At 48.2% G+C, this 16,706-nt stretch carries 11 protein-coding genes and 1 pseudogene; 2 read left to right on the forward strand and 10 right to left on the reverse strand.

The window, feature by feature from the left end:
- Positions 1-290: 290 nt before the first annotated feature.
- The 10 genes and pseudogenes from ON05_RS21675 to ON05_RS21720 all read right to left on the reverse strand — a co-directional run bounded on the left by ON05_RS21675 (position 291) and on the right by ON05_RS21720 (position 13,598).
- Positions 291-1,925, reverse strand: coding sequence for a hypothetical protein (locus ON05_RS21675; RefSeq protein ID WP_010474696.1), 1,635 nt, complete (start codon positions 1,923-1,925; stop codon positions 291-293).
- A 208-nt stretch (positions 1,926-2,133) separates the two neighbouring features.
- Positions 2,134-3,276, reverse strand: coding sequence for a hypothetical protein (locus ON05_RS21680; protein ID WP_010474698.1), 1,143 nt, complete (start codon positions 3,274-3,276; stop codon positions 2,134-2,136).
- A gap of 106 nt (positions 3,277-3,382) precedes the next feature.
- Positions 3,383-5,977 carry a DUF4157 domain-containing protein gene (locus ON05_RS21685; protein WP_010474699.1) on the reverse strand — a complete coding sequence of 865 codons (2,595 nt, stop codon included), beginning with the start codon at positions 5,975-5,977 and terminating at the stop codon, positions 3,383-3,385.
- Between the two features lie 110 nt (positions 5,978-6,087).
- Positions 6,088-7,615 (reverse strand): annotated as a pseudogene (locus tag ON05_RS21690) (IS5 family transposase).
- Between the two features lie 301 nt (positions 7,616-7,916).
- Positions 7,917-9,911, reverse strand: a complete 1,995-nt coding sequence (locus ON05_RS21695; RefSeq protein WP_262562262.1) for an ATP-binding protein — start codon at positions 9,909-9,911, stop codon at positions 7,917-7,919.
- A gap of 6 nt (positions 9,912-9,917) precedes the next feature.
- Entirely contained in the window at positions 9,918-10,148 is a 231-nt protein-coding gene (locus ON05_RS21700) for a hypothetical protein (RefSeq protein ID WP_262562264.1), read from the reverse strand.
- Positions 10,149-10,160: 12 nt separating this feature from the next.
- A complete protein-coding gene (locus ON05_RS21705; protein ID WP_262562265.1) occupies positions 10,161-10,409 on the reverse strand; it encodes a hypothetical protein in 249 nt (82 codons plus the stop codon).
- 9 nt (positions 10,410-10,418) lie between these two features.
- Positions 10,419-11,729, reverse strand: coding sequence for a DUF4255 domain-containing protein (locus ON05_RS21710; protein WP_262562267.1), 1,311 nt, complete (start codon positions 11,727-11,729; stop codon positions 10,419-10,421).
- Positions 11,730-11,739: 10 nt separating this feature from the next.
- Positions 11,740-12,417: a response regulator transcription factor gene (locus ON05_RS21715; protein WP_012160963.1), complete on the reverse strand. Its 678-nt coding sequence runs from the start codon at positions 12,415-12,417 to the stop codon at positions 11,740-11,742.
- A 20-nt stretch (positions 12,418-12,437) separates the two neighbouring features.
- Positions 12,438-13,598, reverse strand: a complete 1,161-nt coding sequence (locus tag ON05_RS21720) for a sensor histidine kinase KdpD (protein WP_262562270.1) — start codon at positions 13,596-13,598, stop codon at positions 12,438-12,440.
- Between the two features lie 769 nt (positions 13,599-14,367).
- On the opposite strand from ON05_RS21720, the gene ON05_RS21725 reads away from it, so the two are divergent.
- Positions 14,368-14,928 (forward strand): DUF4255 domain-containing protein, encoded by a 561-nt coding sequence (locus ON05_RS21725; RefSeq protein ID WP_262562271.1) that lies wholly within the window; start codon positions 14,368-14,370, stop codon positions 14,926-14,928.
- A gap of 40 nt (positions 14,929-14,968) precedes the next feature.
- The gene (locus ON05_RS21730) at positions 14,969-16,669 is read left to right on the forward strand and encodes a phage tail sheath C-terminal domain-containing protein (protein WP_262562272.1); all 1,701 of its coding nucleotides are present in this window, start codon (positions 14,969-14,971) and stop codon (positions 16,667-16,669) included.
- Positions 16,670-16,706 lie beyond the last annotated feature (37 nt).

A 16,706-nucleotide genomic window follows, 5' to 3' on the forward strand; every position in this document is an offset into this window, starting at 1 on the left:
ATTTCTCCAGTCGTTCTGCATGTTCTGCTAGGCCTTCAGCATTCGACTTAGGTTCTATGGTGGGGGATGGGGATGTCGGTTGAGTAACGGGTGGGGTAGAGGTAGGGACAGCATCTGTTTTGGCTTGCTGTACCTGATTTTGATGCGTCTGCACTGATATTCCCCCAGAATCCGTACGATATCATCGCCGAAGGAATTATCCCACTTCAAAAGGGTCTCAGGACCTCGCCATTGGGCTAATATTTCTGCCGTTTTCAAAGGCTGCCCAACCTACAAGAATACTTTGATCACTATCGCTGTTGGAGATCTTGGGCTATTTCCTGGCCAACGGTAGGAACATAGTTACCGACAAAGCCATGTCCTTTTGTACCACCAACACTCTTTAGCTTCGATTTCTTGGAGCCGCCTGTGCCAATAATCGAGTCGATCTTTCGACCTGTTTCGCTGTATGTGCCCACAAACATACTGACCAGATCAAGGCCACCCACAAACAGCTTGACATCGATAAAAGCGGAAGGATGCTGAACGGCATTACCTGCATAGATAAGCTGAATATAGTTATTCAACTGTTTCTTGGCTTCTTCTGCGGCAAAGCCACTGTAGCTGAGTTCAGCAAGCATATCTGCCGACAACCCAATTTGCGGATCGTTGGCTTGCCAATAGGCCATCACTTCTTCTTGTCGAGCTGCCCTGATGGAGGGCAATAATTCCTTTGTCAATATTTCATGAACATTGCGAACAGCATTGTCGGTCTTGATGGTGCCTCGGCTATGGGCAGAAACTGTTACCCGCTTTTTGCTGCGGACCGCATCCAGCATGATATCTTCTTGTTTGCCCGTGGCCTCATCCTCAATTTGGAGCTTGCCTTTGATGCAGTCGATCAAATCAAAGACAACATTGCCACGCTGGGCGCTGTAGGTGTACAGAATATCAACCGCATCCTGACCAAAAGCAACGTCCTCTTTCCCACCTAGAGCCGTATTAACGGTTTCTTGCAGGGCTGCAGCACTAAGTAAGCCAGACTTGGGAGCCACGGCCATGCCGTTGATATGGGTGACTTTTGGATACCAATCCCCCAAGGGAATGGGATCGGGATAAGGGGCAACCATGGGTGCTTTGCCCTTAAAGTTAGTCACCAGTCCAGTGGCATAGTAAACGACTGTTCCATCTTCCATCTTCTGGCGTTTGACTTCTTCGATGCGGCGTTGAGGTGCTCGCCCTGAGACTCGAAATTGCTTACTGTCGAAATCGCTAAAGTCTGAGCCATATTTTTTGCCCGCGCCAGTGACTTCTGCAGAAAAGGCGTTACGTCGAGATCGAGTTGGGGGTGGGTTCTCTGGATCAAAATCTTGACTGAGGGAGGTGGCAATTTCCTCCAATTCTGTCATCACTTCTTCTCGAAGCTGGAGGACAACAGGTTTGCGGGTGCTGTCTTCGCTAGCGACTTTGAGCCAACCATTAATGGCTTCTAGCAATTCGCTGAGCAGAATACTATCCATCCCCGATTGATCAATCTTTTTGAGGGGGCCATCAATGGCAGTTATCCGCTTGCGAGGATGCAACAATGTCCCTTTAGTCGCTTCCTGAAAGCTTTTAACATCCATTAACCGCTGAATGGGAGAATTGGCACCCATCATAGGAGAGATATGAAGGTGTGCTGATGGATCAGACGGAGATGTTATATTTTTGTCTCGCTGGGTCTGAAGCCAAGTTTGGGGAGAGTTCCCAGGCGGTTGGTCCATCCAAGCATTCCCTATCTTGGCCCATTTCTGTTGCTGGGCAGCCCATTCTGCCAGTCCAGCTTCATTGGTTTGTTCTTGTAGAGCTGGAGGCTTTACCAAGCTTTGCTGAGTAGGTTTCTCAATCTTGGTCTGTCGGGTTTGATTAAGGGATTTCTTCTTCTGCCGAGGACAGTAGGTTCTCATTGATTCAGGAAAACAGAACTGAATATCTCTAGCATGCCCAAAAATGCTTGAAGTTCAAGGTCTGACAATTAACTTGGAAATGAATAATCATCTGTGGAGTTAATAAAAAAGCGCCTAGAGAATAACCTACTTTAAATAAGCGAATATCTTGTTGCAAAAGGGTAGACTTCCCTTAATCCTCGATCGAATACCACCGCCACTAAACTCACTACCGTGCACCAGAAATCCTTACAATATATGCTCCAACGGCATCTGCCCCAACCAATAAAATTGAACCAGCAGGCTCTATCACTGATTTACTTATAGCTATCGCTCCTTCCCTCTGCAATCGCTGCTCATTCACTTCAAATTGCTCGAGTTCTTTTAATTTATGACCATTTTCATCAAAGACAATTAATTTCCTAGCATCTAAAACGTAATAACTATTTCCCTCGACTGCGATCAAGCGCGAAAATGAACTGCTGAACGAACTTACCTGAAATGAGGGATCAATTGCTTCTCCCGACTTCCAACGAGTGATGCATATTAAATCTTTTTCTCTTATACCAACATTGAGTTCTTCGTTTTCACGAACTAACCCAGCAATAGATAAACGTTCCGTCTCCAAGCCCTCGGAATTCATCCAAATCAATTCTCCCTTTTTAGGAATAGCTAAAAGCACTCTACCGTTTGGCAAAGAGCCCTGAGCCTGATCCAATATATATTGCAGTGGGGGTTCACCAAGGGTGTGTTGTTGACCCGTTTCTAAATTTTTGCTGACCCAAGTGTGCGTTCCCGCGTCAGAGAAAACAACCCAAGATAAGGAACCTTGATTAACCCATACTTTCTGGGGTGGCTGACTTTCAAAACTAACAACTGTTGTAGAAGAACCATTGGTCAAATCAATCTTTACAACTTGTCCAACTTCCCTACTCACAGCGTATAGGAACGTGGAACCATCAAAATCGACCAAGAGTTGTGCCTGAGTTAAATGCTGTTGAAGCGTTGGCAAATCGTTGCGCTGCCAGATTAATTCGCCTGTACTAGAAAGCCGCGTTAAAACAGAGTTCATGTCCCGGCGACTCAACACGATTAAGCTCCGATCCTCTGTTGGGACTAGCGCGATTATTTCATCTGTTTCAATTGCCTTCAGAGAGAAAATATCCGCTGCATCTGTGCCTTGAAGTCTTGCAACTGTACCTTTTGACATCAGCCAAAGTGTACCGTCCGGTCCACGGAACAAATCGGGGGGAATGCGAGCCAGCATCTTTGGTTTACCCAATTCAAGGGTACTGGCATATAAGATCTGATCTTGAAGTCCATCTTTCTGCCAGGTAACAGAACCGACAAGCTGAAACTTATACTGACTCATACAATTTGTTGCTCCATTCAATTGAGGGGAAGGGAAACTATTTCCTATTGGGATGAAAAATAGGCAAGCAACAGTTACCCCAGCAAACAAAACTCCGCGCTGCCTCTTACCACGGACATGGTGCAGTATATACATCCGGGTGATAGCCGCCTACAAATAGTTGATTTATCGTCAAATATTGGAAACTATTGCCTGGTTGATTCCAATGACTCATGATTTCCGCATTGCCTCCCACTCCCCTGCCTAGCGATATAGCAACATGCTCAAGTTTGTCTCCATTAGTTGGAGCTGCTTCATCAGTGAAAAACATAATATGTCCTCTTGGAACGCCTGTCAGTGGCATAGCGGTTGGATCCCAAGGGTTTGAATTATGGGCATTAAGGAATTGAGCTAGCCCATCATAGTAAGCATTCTGTGCGTTTGTCCACGCAGTATAAGCCGCTAAAGGTATTGGACCGACTCGACCACCAGCATCCCACGCTTGAAAAGCTGCAAACCCTGCGCCACCTGGATCGATTAGATTTGCAGCTGTAGCAACTTGGATATGTATATTGGTTAGCTGAAGATAGGTTAGCTTTCCTGCAAGGTATGCTGCAAAAAGTACGCCTTCCCAGCAATTCATCGTTGAAACGGCATTAGCCGTTGGTTTGTTTAGGTTCTCATTTCCACCCCGAATCCAGCTTGCAAAGGTAGAGCCAAGGCGAATTTCATAATTTTCTGAAGGCTCTGGTCCCGAGCCAGCAGGCCAATACAAAGATCCTTCTAATATAGTTGCCATAATGGCTGTTGCGTCTCCACCTGCCACCCATCTTTCACGAATGACTGACCGTAGGGCATCATGATTCGCAACCGCTTGCCTCTGTCCAGTGTTAGCGTTAGTATGCGATTCATTAATTACGTTATCAGCTGTTCTGTTTTGCTGAATTCCATCCTGAACAAGATATTCGCCAAGATTATTTACGGCAGGAGCAACAGCTAATGCATCTAGCTCATTGACCGTTAAGTTAGGTAGATTTGTGCCAAGGTTTACGAGATCTGCTAGTGGTCTAGCTCCTCCTCGTGCCAATGCACCCTTTAACTGAATAATTTGGGCAACTGCATTAACTTGCCCAAGACCCGCTAATTGACCGATATCAGCATTTGAAGTGCCCTCTAGCTGCACAATCTCCGCTACGGTTGGAGCCGGTACTCCTACAACATTTCCGGCTAATAAAGTCCCAATGTCTGCAAGTGTTCGGGTTAAAGGTGCTAGAGTCACAATATCCGGTACAGTTAAGTTCTGAGGTCCGGCTAATAAATTTCCAATACCTGCAGGAGTTAGGTTTAAGGGGGCTAGAGTCACAATATCCGGTACAGCTAAGTTCTGAGGAAGCTGTGCAAGATCCCTCAATCGTACTGCTCCCCAAGCTGGATTAGCCAGTAAAGCCGTCGCCAAGTTAGCAATATCAAGATCATTTCGGGCTGCATGTAAACTTATCAAGAGCACGAGATCGGCTACTGGTAAAACCGGCGCTCCCATTGTATTGATGATATTCACAACTCTCTGAGCCAGGACATTTGTACCGCCTAGGTTGCTAATTCCTTGCCCTAATGTCAGCATATCGGCATGGCCATACCCTAATGGTGGATTGCGGGTTAGATGAATATCGATCAGTGTTTCAACCACATTGTCTTGTAAACCAATTACCCTTAGAGCAGCTCGTGTTGTATTTCTTTGATTCTGTTGTGGTGTGTAACCGCCAATAGCTTCTGGTATATGCTTTCTAGGGTTCGCGTTACCCAAGTGCTTCTCGAGCAAACCACGCTGTACGACATGATTACTTTCGTTTAGGTTGACTTCAGATGACGAAGAGTCTGTCAAGGCAGGAGAGGTAACTTGTTTTTTGCTTCGCTGAATGCATGGACCATTCTGTTGCACCACATGGGTTAACTCATGGGCAATTAACTCCTGTCCACTCCGCTTTTCTGGAGTATAAGCCCCTTGCCGGAAAAACACATCTTGCCCCGTCGTAAACGCTTTTGCCTGCAACGATTGATTCAACTGGTTTGACTGGGCATCTGTATGCACCCGCACCCCACTAAAATCAGCCCCCATGGCCTGCCCCATCGTCTGTTGCAACCCCACGTCTAAAGGCTGTCCCCTGCCCCTAACCTTATTGATAGCTGATTCAAGGTTTGTTAAAGCTTCTCCCTCAGTGATAACTCCGCGTTGTGGATAAGTTGACTTTGTCTGCAGGTCCTCTTCATTTGGCATCCCTTTGCGTTGTAACCCAGGGGGTAAGGATAATATCCTTGGGCCAATGGTCCCCCTTTTGGCCTGGTAAAATTTATCGAATTCTGTCTGACGTTGAACTTCAGACTGTGGAAATGGCTGAGCTGAAACGGGAGCATTGATTTGTTGGACCACCTGGGAGGCAACCCGATCAGCTTCTTGTTCGTACTTATCATTGGGCTTACCAAGTGTCAGCTTTCTCTGAATCCAGGGTTGGGCTAGCTCACCAGATGGATTAGGAACCTTATCCATCCAGGGGGATCCTATGCGTTCCCATTTTTGCCGTTGCGCTTCCCATTCTGCTAACCCCTCCTCCTTAGATTTCGCTTGTACTGGTGGAACCCCAACTGAATGAGATTTAGTGACCTCTTTCCTAGGGGGTAATAATGGCGAAGTTAGCTTTTTAGAACGCAAGGCATGAGTACGCATAGTCAAAGTTTCCTTAGATTTAGATCGAGCTGCACTCTATCAAAGCAGACTTATAAGTAGGGTTTGCTGAAAAAGTAAATTGAGCTAATTCCTGGCATCAAATCGTACAATCAACCCAGTTGTGACGGCCAGGGCCATATTCCTTCACTGGCCCTAGAAAAGCCCCAAGGCAGCCCTGGCAGCTCCATAACGCTTTCCAACACCAGCAATCCCACCCAAAATGAATGATAAAAGGTGGCGGAGCCACCGCTCTAGATTCATCACCAAGAACGTGATAGCAATCGCACTAGCAGCCGTATCCGCTAACTTCGCCATCACTCGATTCAAGCCAAATCTTCGCTTGGCCTGCCCAAACTTGCCCTCAATTTGGACTCTCACCTTTTCGTCCTCCCGTGCTTGTTGCTTGAGTTGGCCCTGCACCTGGGGGTCTTGTTGAGGTCTTCCTAACGGTGGTCCACTCAATCGGATACCTCGAGCTTTACACCATCGTCGATTAGCTCGGGTTCGATAGATTTGGTCGGCATGGACTGAGAGAGGATAATGGCCAAAGCGACGATGAAAAGCTTCCACTTGATATTGAAGATGCTGGGATTCATTGAACGCATCCCAGCTTAAACGTTCCAGAAACACACATCCGTTGACACAACTGAGGGATAGCTTGGCCCCAAACTCAACAGGTACTCCAGCTTTGCCTCGGACCATCGGTCGGACATGAGGCTGAGTGAGGCTGACAATACGGTCATCTACTCGACGCACGTGCTGTTGATACATCCACTCTTGCTGTCGAAAGACTTCATGAATCACCAGCAACAGACGGTACTGTCGCCGGGACAGTCGGGACAGAGACGCTCCTAAAGCTATCAATCCATCAATGTGGGCTAGATTCCGACGCACATAGCCCAACTGCTGACGAATCCCTTTACGAATCAGCTTGCGACTCGGTTGACGTTTCTTGGCAATGGCCAGATAAGCTTTGCGGGCCTTTTGGCGGTAGGTGCGAGGTTTGCCCTTGAGAGACAGCATGACTTGAGCATATAAAGCATCAAGGATGGCTTCACTCGCTTTGCGGGCATCATTGAGCAGATCTAAGTCTGTCGGATAGCGAATATCGGCTGGCGCACAGGTCGCGTCTATCAACAATTGGCCCTGGTTGGGAGGGGCAGGAGGCTCATCTTCGTCATCTTCAGGAGAAGGAGATGACTCAGGGGACATCACAACAGGAGAACCCTCAGATGCGAGCACTGATTCCACGACTGCGTCGTTGACTTGAGTCAGCAGCTCTAGATTCAACCGTTGGCGAAAGTGAACCAGCATGGAGGCATCAAACGGAGCACTCTCTCGATATTCACTAAACCCCAGAAAGTACTGCAAGTAGGGGTTCTCTCGAATCTGTTCTACGGTCTCTGCGTCGGATACACCCAATTTCTCTTTGATGATTAAGGTCCCTAAGGCCACACGAAAGGGTTTGGCAGGTGCCCCCATGGTCTGACTGAATTGGTCTGCATATTCTGATTCAAAGCTTTCCCAGGGAATCAGCTCGGCGAGTTTGACCCAGCGATTCTCTTCTGATAGTTTGCCTCCGAAGGGCAAGTAGAAGTTCTTAAAGGACAGTTGACCGGGGGATGGGCGACGATACATTGGGGTGCATGTGCAAAGGTTTTGAGTATTTTGAACGATTTTCCTTGCACTTCTCAAGGGCGCTCAACACTTGGATACACTGCAAATATTCAACCTTAGACTTTCGAAGCAAGCCCTAAGTAAACGCAGATGCAAAGAAATCCTCACGACGACTGTAACTTACATCCATGTAGTACTTGTTCTAATTCTATGAGATTTGCGCAGGCAGAATACCTCAGCGTTGCCTCACATTTTTCCTCAGTTTCACCACCCTAGACCGGATAGGGGATGGAGCTACCATCGCTGATTCCTCCTGCGCCATCTAAACCCAACCTTTCACCTCAGCATCCGTCAGTGGCCGCTCCAGTTTGACATATTCACTGCGGGCCGCCTGCAATAAATGTTGCATTCCTACCGGCTGCTCATCGTCCGCTGCCAAGAACGCCGCATTCAAGGCAATATTGCGGATATTCCCCCCCGACACACTCAGCTTCGCTAGCTTCTTTACATCTAGCCCCTGGGTAGGAGCTTGCTGCGGGAAAATATGCTGCCAAATTTCCGCCCGCTGCTTCGCATCTGGAAATGGGAACTGAACAATAAATCGAATGCGACGCAGAAATGCTTGATCGAGAGAACCTTTAAGGTTTGTGGTTAAGATGGCTAAGCCCCGATACGCCTCCATCCGCTGCAACAGATAGCTCACCTCAATATTGGCATGGCGATCATGACTATCCTTCACTTCTGATCGCTTACCGAAGAGAGCGTCGGCTTCATCAAACAACAGGATCACGCCTCCCCCTTCTGCCGCATCAAACACTCGCCGCAAATTTTTCTCTGTCTCGCCAATATACTTACTCACCACCGAACTGAGATCGATGCGGTACACATCGAGTTGCAAGGTATTAGCCAATACCTCCGCTGCCAGGGTCTTACCTGTACCGCTTGCTCCGGCAAACAGAGCCGCAATGCCAAGCCCCCGCTGACTTTTACTTTGAAAGCCCCACTGCTCATACACCTGTCGCCGCTGCCGAACATGGACGGCGATATCTTTTAGTACCTGTTGCTCCTTTTCAGGCAGGACCAAATCTTCCCAGGTACTATTCGACTCAATGCGTTGGGCCAGCTCGTCCAGGCGGGGGCGGGCCTGTTGGCGGCAGGATTGCCACAAGAGAACCGTTGGCGACTGGGGTTCCTTGATTTTTTCCGTGGTTTTATCGGCTAGGGATTGCAGCCGGAATTGGTGACTAATCTCCCGAATTTTGCTGGCGCTGAGGTTAAAGTGGGACACCAATGCCTCGACTTGCCCATTCAGTTGGGTTGTCAATTCCCCCAAGGACTGTTCCCAAACTTGTTGCTGCTCCTGGGGATTGGGTGCTCCGATCTCATGGGTGACTATCTGTCTCAGATGCTGGGGACGACGGACTCTGCTCAAGAGAATAAGGGGGAAATCCAAACGATCGATGAAACCCGCTAATGCCCGATCTCGATCTTTCAAAGAGTCGTCCAAGCCATCACAGTGCAGGACGATCACTCGATGATGCAACAGCCATTCTCGTTCGAGTAATTTTTGAATAAGCTGCAAGCCAGATTGATCAACAGGTAACGTTTCTGCCGCCAGCCCAAACGGCCACATCCCCATTTGCTCACAAGCAGCCAGGGTTACTCCTTGCTGGCTGACTACATCAGGTCCGCAAAGCTGGATGATGGGAAATGACTGTTGCAGTTGAAAGGCTCGCCACCAAAGCTGCACTATCTGGTCCACAATCGCTTGGTGCGAAGAAACCAACTCCGTGGGGTAGGGAAAGGGCAAGGTCAAAGGCTTTAATCTCGGATCAACTTCACTATCCCCCAACAGGACCTGCAACAAATGGGGATCAAGGCTTAGGGGCCGAGTGGATAAAGCCGTACCAGCTCCTACCTCAATTAAGTGCCACTCCTGCAAGATCCGAAAGGACTGTAGCCCGATCCAATCTGATCCAGCAAAACAAGTTAGGGCTAACCCTAGGGTGGGAAAGGGACGATTCGGATTCCCGTGAGCCAGAGCACAAATGGATTCCCAGCCTCGATCGAGTTCCATGCCTACACAAAGCAGTAGCACATCCCGAGCAAAGGGCGATAGGCCAAAAGCTTTACTGATTTGCTCTAAATAGGAAGGGGGAGATAGTTCCGATGGGGGTAATGGATCAATAGGTTCAGGAGCTGGGTCCTGGGATTCCAGTTGCTTTCCTTGATGGCGTAGGGCCTGCTTCACCCGTAGCAAAGCTTGGGTGAAGTAAAGCCAATTTGCCTCTTGCCATGCGGCATCCCCCTGTTGCATGGGCACTTACTCCGACGTTTCAATGGTCTGCAATAGCGCAAGCAAAAAGGCTTGGGCTTCCTTGGGAGTCATCAATAGGGCTTGGCCCTTGTGTAAAATCTCATACTTGCCCTGGTGGTGACCATGCCCTAGGATCAATCCTGCAGATTGGGCACGATTGCCTAACTCATGGAGTTTGTTGTATTGCAGGGATTCTGACTCTAAGTTGATTCGAGGCTCTAGGGAATCATCAGTCATATTTAGCACACCTTAGGGGGTTGGGGTATTTTTTGAATGATGGGCACGGATGACCGGGGTGAGTTCGCCATCTGCCATCTGCCACAATTCCCAGGCGGTTTTGAGCTTGGGGGTGAGAGATTGGTTGCCAAAGTCTAAAGCTTTATCTAGGGTCTTCCACTGTTTGGCCAATGTCGGTTGAGTGCAAAAACGAGGCTGTTCGTCCTGCCAGGCTTTGTGGACATAGCCTAAATTGGGGACTTGGATATGGTAGGTGCTCATATCGTTGTCTCAAATGATCTGGACTGTAGGGCCCACAAAGCTACCAAACGTGGGGCTGGTTACTTCTGGGTCGATGTTTAACGAGCTCTCTGCCCCGTCAATTTGGATGCGGACAAAATATTCTCCTGGTTTTACATCGTCCACTTCAACTGTGATGGACTGAGTATCAGTCGTTCGGTGAGACGCTTCAAATAAATAGGCGGCTGGATGTTCAACCGTTCGTTCATTCAAGATGAGAGTGACCTGTTGCAGGCTAGCGATGGTAACGTCCGTTGTGATTTGAATCGCAGCAGACCGGAGTTCTTCTTCTTGGCCTTGGGTAATAGTGACGGCTAGGTCAATGATGGTGGGTCGCAACAAAAAGGGAGAAGCATTAGAGACCATCCCGACTTGATGGTTTGGAGCTACTAGGGCAGCTCTGGCAGAACGCCACGCTCCAGGCCGGTTTGGTGTGGGGGTTTGCGATTGATGGACCACTTGCAAACTCTGGACTCCAGCTCGGAGGCTATGGGTGGGCAAGCGAACCAGAGGCAGCAGCAGCTCCCCTTCACTCACCTGGGAAGGAGCAACTTCCACGGCCCCAATCCGGATACCGGTATGAATTCCTTGCAGCCGTTTGCCCCGAATTAATAGGGTAGAATCGGCCACAATTGGCTCAAATTTACCAGTCATCGACGCAATCTCCGTGATCAGGGGCTGGCCAGAGAAGGGGGCAACCGCTAAGCCTCGACTGGCCACAGGCAGGGCTTTTTGGGCTGGAGTCTGGCCTTCGATCATGATCACTGTACTGCGGTAGGCCATCGACAGGGCATAGGGGGTCTGAAAGAAGACCGACCAGACTTTGGAGAGATCTTCTAAGGACATATCCATGGGTTTAAAGTTAATCTCTTCCACCTGCTGCCATAGATCAGATTCAGCTAGGTATTCGTAATTAGAGTCGGAAAGGGTCTCTTGAATCATCTCCTCCCGCACTACCTGGGCATCGCTAAGGGAGCGGACGACGCTGCCTAATAAGCGTTGGGGTTCTAGCTCGACTTCGTTGCCATAGACGCTAATCATATAGTGCAAGTCTAGGGCGGTGCGCGATCGCTTGGCCGTATCGCTATGACGATGCCGACCCCGATGATCGGTATTGTTCCAGGCTGTATTTAGGGAGGTTTGATAGAGGTAAATATTGACTCCAGAAACCGGTGTACCCTTACCGATATCGGCGGGACGCAGGGTGGTGACCCTGGCTCCTTCTACATCCTCTTGAATGGCCGCTTGCAAGGTCCGTTGGAGGACCGCAGTTACGGTTGCGATCGCAAGAAAGTTACTCATTCAACCAACCTTAGGGGGTAACCAAACCTAGCTTCAGGGCTTTGACAATTGCCTGAGAGCGGCTTTTGACCTCAAGCTTTTCAAACACAGCCGTTAGGTGGGCTTTCACCGTTGCGATCGTAATGTGTAAGTGATTTGCGATCGCTTGATTCGATGCCCCCTGAACCAGCCAATGGAGCACCTGCTTTTCTCGCGCCGTCAGATGGAGGGTCTGCTCCGATTGAACAGCCCGGCCTTCATAGAAATGGAAAGATCGAAAAAATCCAGTTGCCGCATCCGGTGGCAGAAACACCTCATTCTTCAGCACCGTTTGAATAGCTTGATGCAAATTCATAGCTAACTGAGACTTAAACACATAGCCATCAGCCCCCGCTCGCATGGCTCGGAACACCCATTCATCTTCCTGATGGGCTGAAATCACGAGAATCTTGCCGGTGTAGTTCTGCTGTCTGAGGTGTTGTAGAGCGGCGACCCCGTCATCTTTCGGCAGTTCCAAGTCTAGAAACAGCAAGGTTGGATGTTGTTCCAACGCCAAACTAATCGCCTGATCGGCTGAGGCTGCCTCACCCACAATGTGAAATTGGAACGATTCTTGAGCTTGGTAAAACCCTAGTAATGTTCGCAATCCCTGGCGAAAGGTGGGCTGATCATCTGCTAAAACGACGGATAGCGGCTGAGTACTTCTCATGGTCAAATCCCCCGATAATTTTAATTGTTGGACTCTTGTGGCAAACTAATCGAAAATTGAGCACCGCCTTCTGGCAAATTAGATGCCCACAGCCGACCCCGATGACGACAGACGATTTGCTGTGCGATCGCTAATCCTAAACCTCGTCCCCCTTGCCGTCGTGAGTAATAAGGGGAAAACATGCAGCACAAATCTTCCGATGATAATCCCGGTCCTTGATCCCTGACCTCGATCAAGATTTCGGTTTGGAATCGCTGCCAAGTGAGCGTAATCCGACCTCCTTGGGGACTAAAATGCAGAGCATTACTCAGCAGATTGTCGAAAACCTGCAGCATTTGCCAACGATCTATCCAAACGACCTCAGACATTTGTGGATAGCAAATTTCCATGCCCTGACTTTGCAGGTGGGGTTGAAGAGCGCGGATATTCTCCGCCACCAAATCATGTAAATTACAGGGTTCAACAAGGGGGGAGTCCTCCTCTTCGTCATCCACCAAATCCTGGAGATGATGATGGAGTTGTTTAACGGCCTGTTGCAACGGTACTAGATAGTTCTGACCGTTTTGGGGGGTTGTTTTAACTTGCAACATGTCAGCATAAAGGGTGATGAGTGACAATGGCGTCCCCAATTGATGAGTGGTCTGGTGAAGATGCTGTTGTTTGGCTAAGAGCGCGGCTCGCTGTTGATTAAAGGCCAAATGCAGATCAAAATAGTCACTCATTAACAGAATTTGACGTTCTATCCATTGCCGTTCCGACGTCGTTAACGGTGACTGGGAGACAAATAAAAGGGACTGCCCCTGCTGCTGACAAAGGCAGCTACTGTAGACTTGCCAGTCTTGATAAACCCAGTGTTGTAAACCGGGTTGGGTAGATACAAGAGCAAATTGAGAAAATAGATTCGGGGATGCTAGGAGATCCTTGAAAGAGGTGCGGTTGTGAGCAGCCGTGAGTACATCCTGCGGTACACAACCGTCTAACTCCATCTCAATCTTAAGCTGATGACCCAAACCCCGCCGTAAAATCCAAGCGATGGGGAGGGATAAATAATCAATAATTAAATCTAAAAAATCCTGGCAATGCCGATTTAAATCGATGGTTGAGAAGGATTGGCGACGGTCTGGAAGTTTTTCCAGTCCCAAAGACCCATTGCTTAGAGTTATGGGTTGATCAACCTGCATAGCCGCCCCCCATCCCCATCCAAATATTATAAAAAACAATAAAACGAGTGAGCGCTTCTTTTATGATTGAAAATTTCACAATTGAAGCAAGGCTGGAGTGAGTTTTCTCCTCCATCACATATTCACACTTAGTAATAAATCTCATAACCAAACCACTCGCACTCATAAATCAGCCTACGGCTTTCTATTCAAATTCCCCTCGGTATTTAGATTCTTTTAAGTCCCTTAAAAATGAGGCTAATCCTCCTGGTAAATATTTAAAAATATGAGGATCTTGCTTTTGTATAAAACCGGTACAAAAGCGTTTGGAGAGTAGAATACCCAGTTATAGACTTTTTGGAATCAGTTTATTTTTATTCTAAAAAGGATAAAATTTGTGGCTTAACGACTCCTTCAGATAATCGTGAGAGATTGTTTATTGACAAAGTCCTTCATAGCAATAGTTCATTAGAGGTTATGGCATGGATAGGTCATTTGGGGGCTTAACTTTTTTAGTTTGGCATGAAGTAAAACTTAAAATGCTCCAGTTTTACCTCACTTTTTCCCAGAGATTAGTAAAGAAATATTTAGTTTTTTGATTTTTCTCAACTGGCATCGATAAAAGTCTTATTTACTTGAGTCTTTCAGTATTTCAGGGAAAAAACTTGTTCTAGGTGGCTATTGAATAAATGGTGCAGCCTAAGGAAGACAATAATTCCGACCTAAGTCTAATAACGATATATTTCGTAACTCCTTACTGTAGAGCTGTGCTTCCTCATGGCGCTCATTTATGATTCCTGCTGTCACTCAAACCTTGGCAGAAATCCTGTCTGACGGAACGTCTTCCATCACGAAGGACCAAATATTTTTCAACCACCCCAAAGTGGAACAGGAGATGGCAGTTGGGGTAAACCTTTACTGTTATGACGTTCGTGAAAGCTATCCTTGCCTCCCAACCGGTTTACCTGGAGAAGAAAAGTCTGTTCAGGATGTAGAAGCAAAACAGACCAAGCCCTTAAAGTGGTTTGATATTTCCTTCTTAGTTAGTGCCTGGGATTTTACTGCTTTAGGAGAGCAACATTTGCTTTCAGAAGTCCTGATGCTTTTATCCCGTTATTCGTTCTTACCCCTCGAATATTTATCTCCAGTTTTGCAAGGCTATGGCCGTTTGCCCATGAGAGTTTCGACTGGACGATTAGGAGACCCGATCGAACTCTGGCATGCCTTGGGTGCTCCCCTGCGTCCGGCGCTACATGTCATCGTTACCATTCCGTTTCTTATATCTGATCGAGCGTCTACTAATCCCAACCCCAGTAGGAATCATTGGTGTGAAAGCACGCCTATAAAGTAGTTCAAATTCTTACCCCGTATTGAATGGAGGAAGCTAGTCAATGGCCCTGGATTATTTTGCCCCTGGCGTTTACGTCGAAGAAGTTGACCGAGGGAGTCGCCCCATCGAAGGTGTCAGTCTCAGTGTGGCCGGATTTATCGGTTTTACTGAAGACGTACGCGGAGATGCTGAATTGTTCCAGCCGATGATGATCACCAATTGGGATCAATATCGGGAATTCTTTGCCAAACCTGGCTCAGATGGGTTTACGGATTATGACGCCTACTTACCTTTCGCGGTTCAAGGCTGGTTTCTGAATGGGGGTGGGCGCTGCTGGGTAACGAGTATTGGCACCCAATTACCGGGCTCTGCTGCTCCAGATCCAGAAGAAGCCGGAACCTTATTACCCACCTTTAGTGGCCGACCTTCCTTAAAATTTAGCCTTAAACTTCCAGAAGATTCAGGGGATGCTCCTGCACTCCCCTCTGGAGATGCCCGCATACAAGTGGCTATCTTTGAGAGCACGCCCAAGCCAGTGGACGACGATGAAGAGCCTCCGCTCAACTCTGGTGAATACTTTACCGTTGTCGTCAGGCAAGGGGGAGAACAGCTGGAGAAGTATGAACATCTGACCATGAATCCTGATGTTGACACGGCTGTTGCGGACTATGTCGTTACAGCGTTGGAAGAGTCTGAATTCGTCGCAGTTGCGAACCTCTCCCAATCTGGCCAGGCCCTATCTCGTCGCCCAGCTAATGGCGCTTTTGAAATTACCCCTCCACCCCAAATCTCCACCCCTGAAAGATTTCCTCGTGATCTGCAAGGCCAGCGGGATGACCGAACCGGGATGCAAGGAATATTCGAGATTGATGAAGTGGCGATGATTGCCTGTCCTGACCTCATGCGTGCCTATCAAAATGGCCTGCTCGATCTAGATCAGGTTCATGGGGTCATGGAAATGATGGTCAGCCTATGTGAGAATTCCTTCCCTGGACCTGCTTACCGGATGGCTGTCTTAGATCCCCCTCCTGTCAAAATTGGTAAAAATGACAATACCGCGGTTCCCCCAGAGCAACAGCGCCCCCAGCATGTCGCTCAGTGGCTCAATGAGTTTAATCGCCGCTCTATGTTCGGAGCCATCTATTATCCCTGGATCAAAGTCGCAAATCCACGCAATGGTGGACGCCCCATCATGGTGCCACCCTGCGGGCATATGATGGGAATTTGGTGCCGGACAGATGAATCCAGAGGTGTGTTTAAAGCGCCTGCGAATGATACCCCAAGAGGCGTTATTGGTTTAGCCTATGAAACCAATATGCGGGAGCAGGAACTCTTAAACCCCAAAGGGATCAACTGTATTCGCAACTTTGCCAATTACAATCGTGGCTTTAAGGTTTGGGGTGCCCGCACTTTGGTGGAGCCTGATAACGTCCAATGGCGGTATATCAGTGTCCGTCGTCTGATCAGCTATATCGAAAAATCCATTGAAATTGGCACCCAGTGGGTCGTTTTTGAGCCCAATGATCAGGATCTATGGGCACGGATTACTCGAACCGTTAGCAATTTCCTAGAACGGCTTTGGCGAGAAGGAGCATTATTCGGCGCTTCTCCCTCCGAAGCATTCTATGTCAAATGCGATGGTGAATTGAATACCAATGAAACCATTATGCTAGGTCGTCTTTATGTCGAAGTAGGAGTTTGTCCGGTTCGGCCAGCGGAATTCGTGATCTTCCGCATCAGCCAGTGGGCTCCAAATCAATAAATACCTTAGGGCAGAAAGCGGTGCTCTTGCTTTCTGC

This window comes from Acaryochloris sp. CCMEE 5410 (assembly GCF_000238775.2).
In the GTDB taxonomy this organism is placed as follows: Bacteria; Cyanobacteriota; Cyanobacteriia; order Thermosynechococcales; family Thermosynechococcaceae; genus Acaryochloris.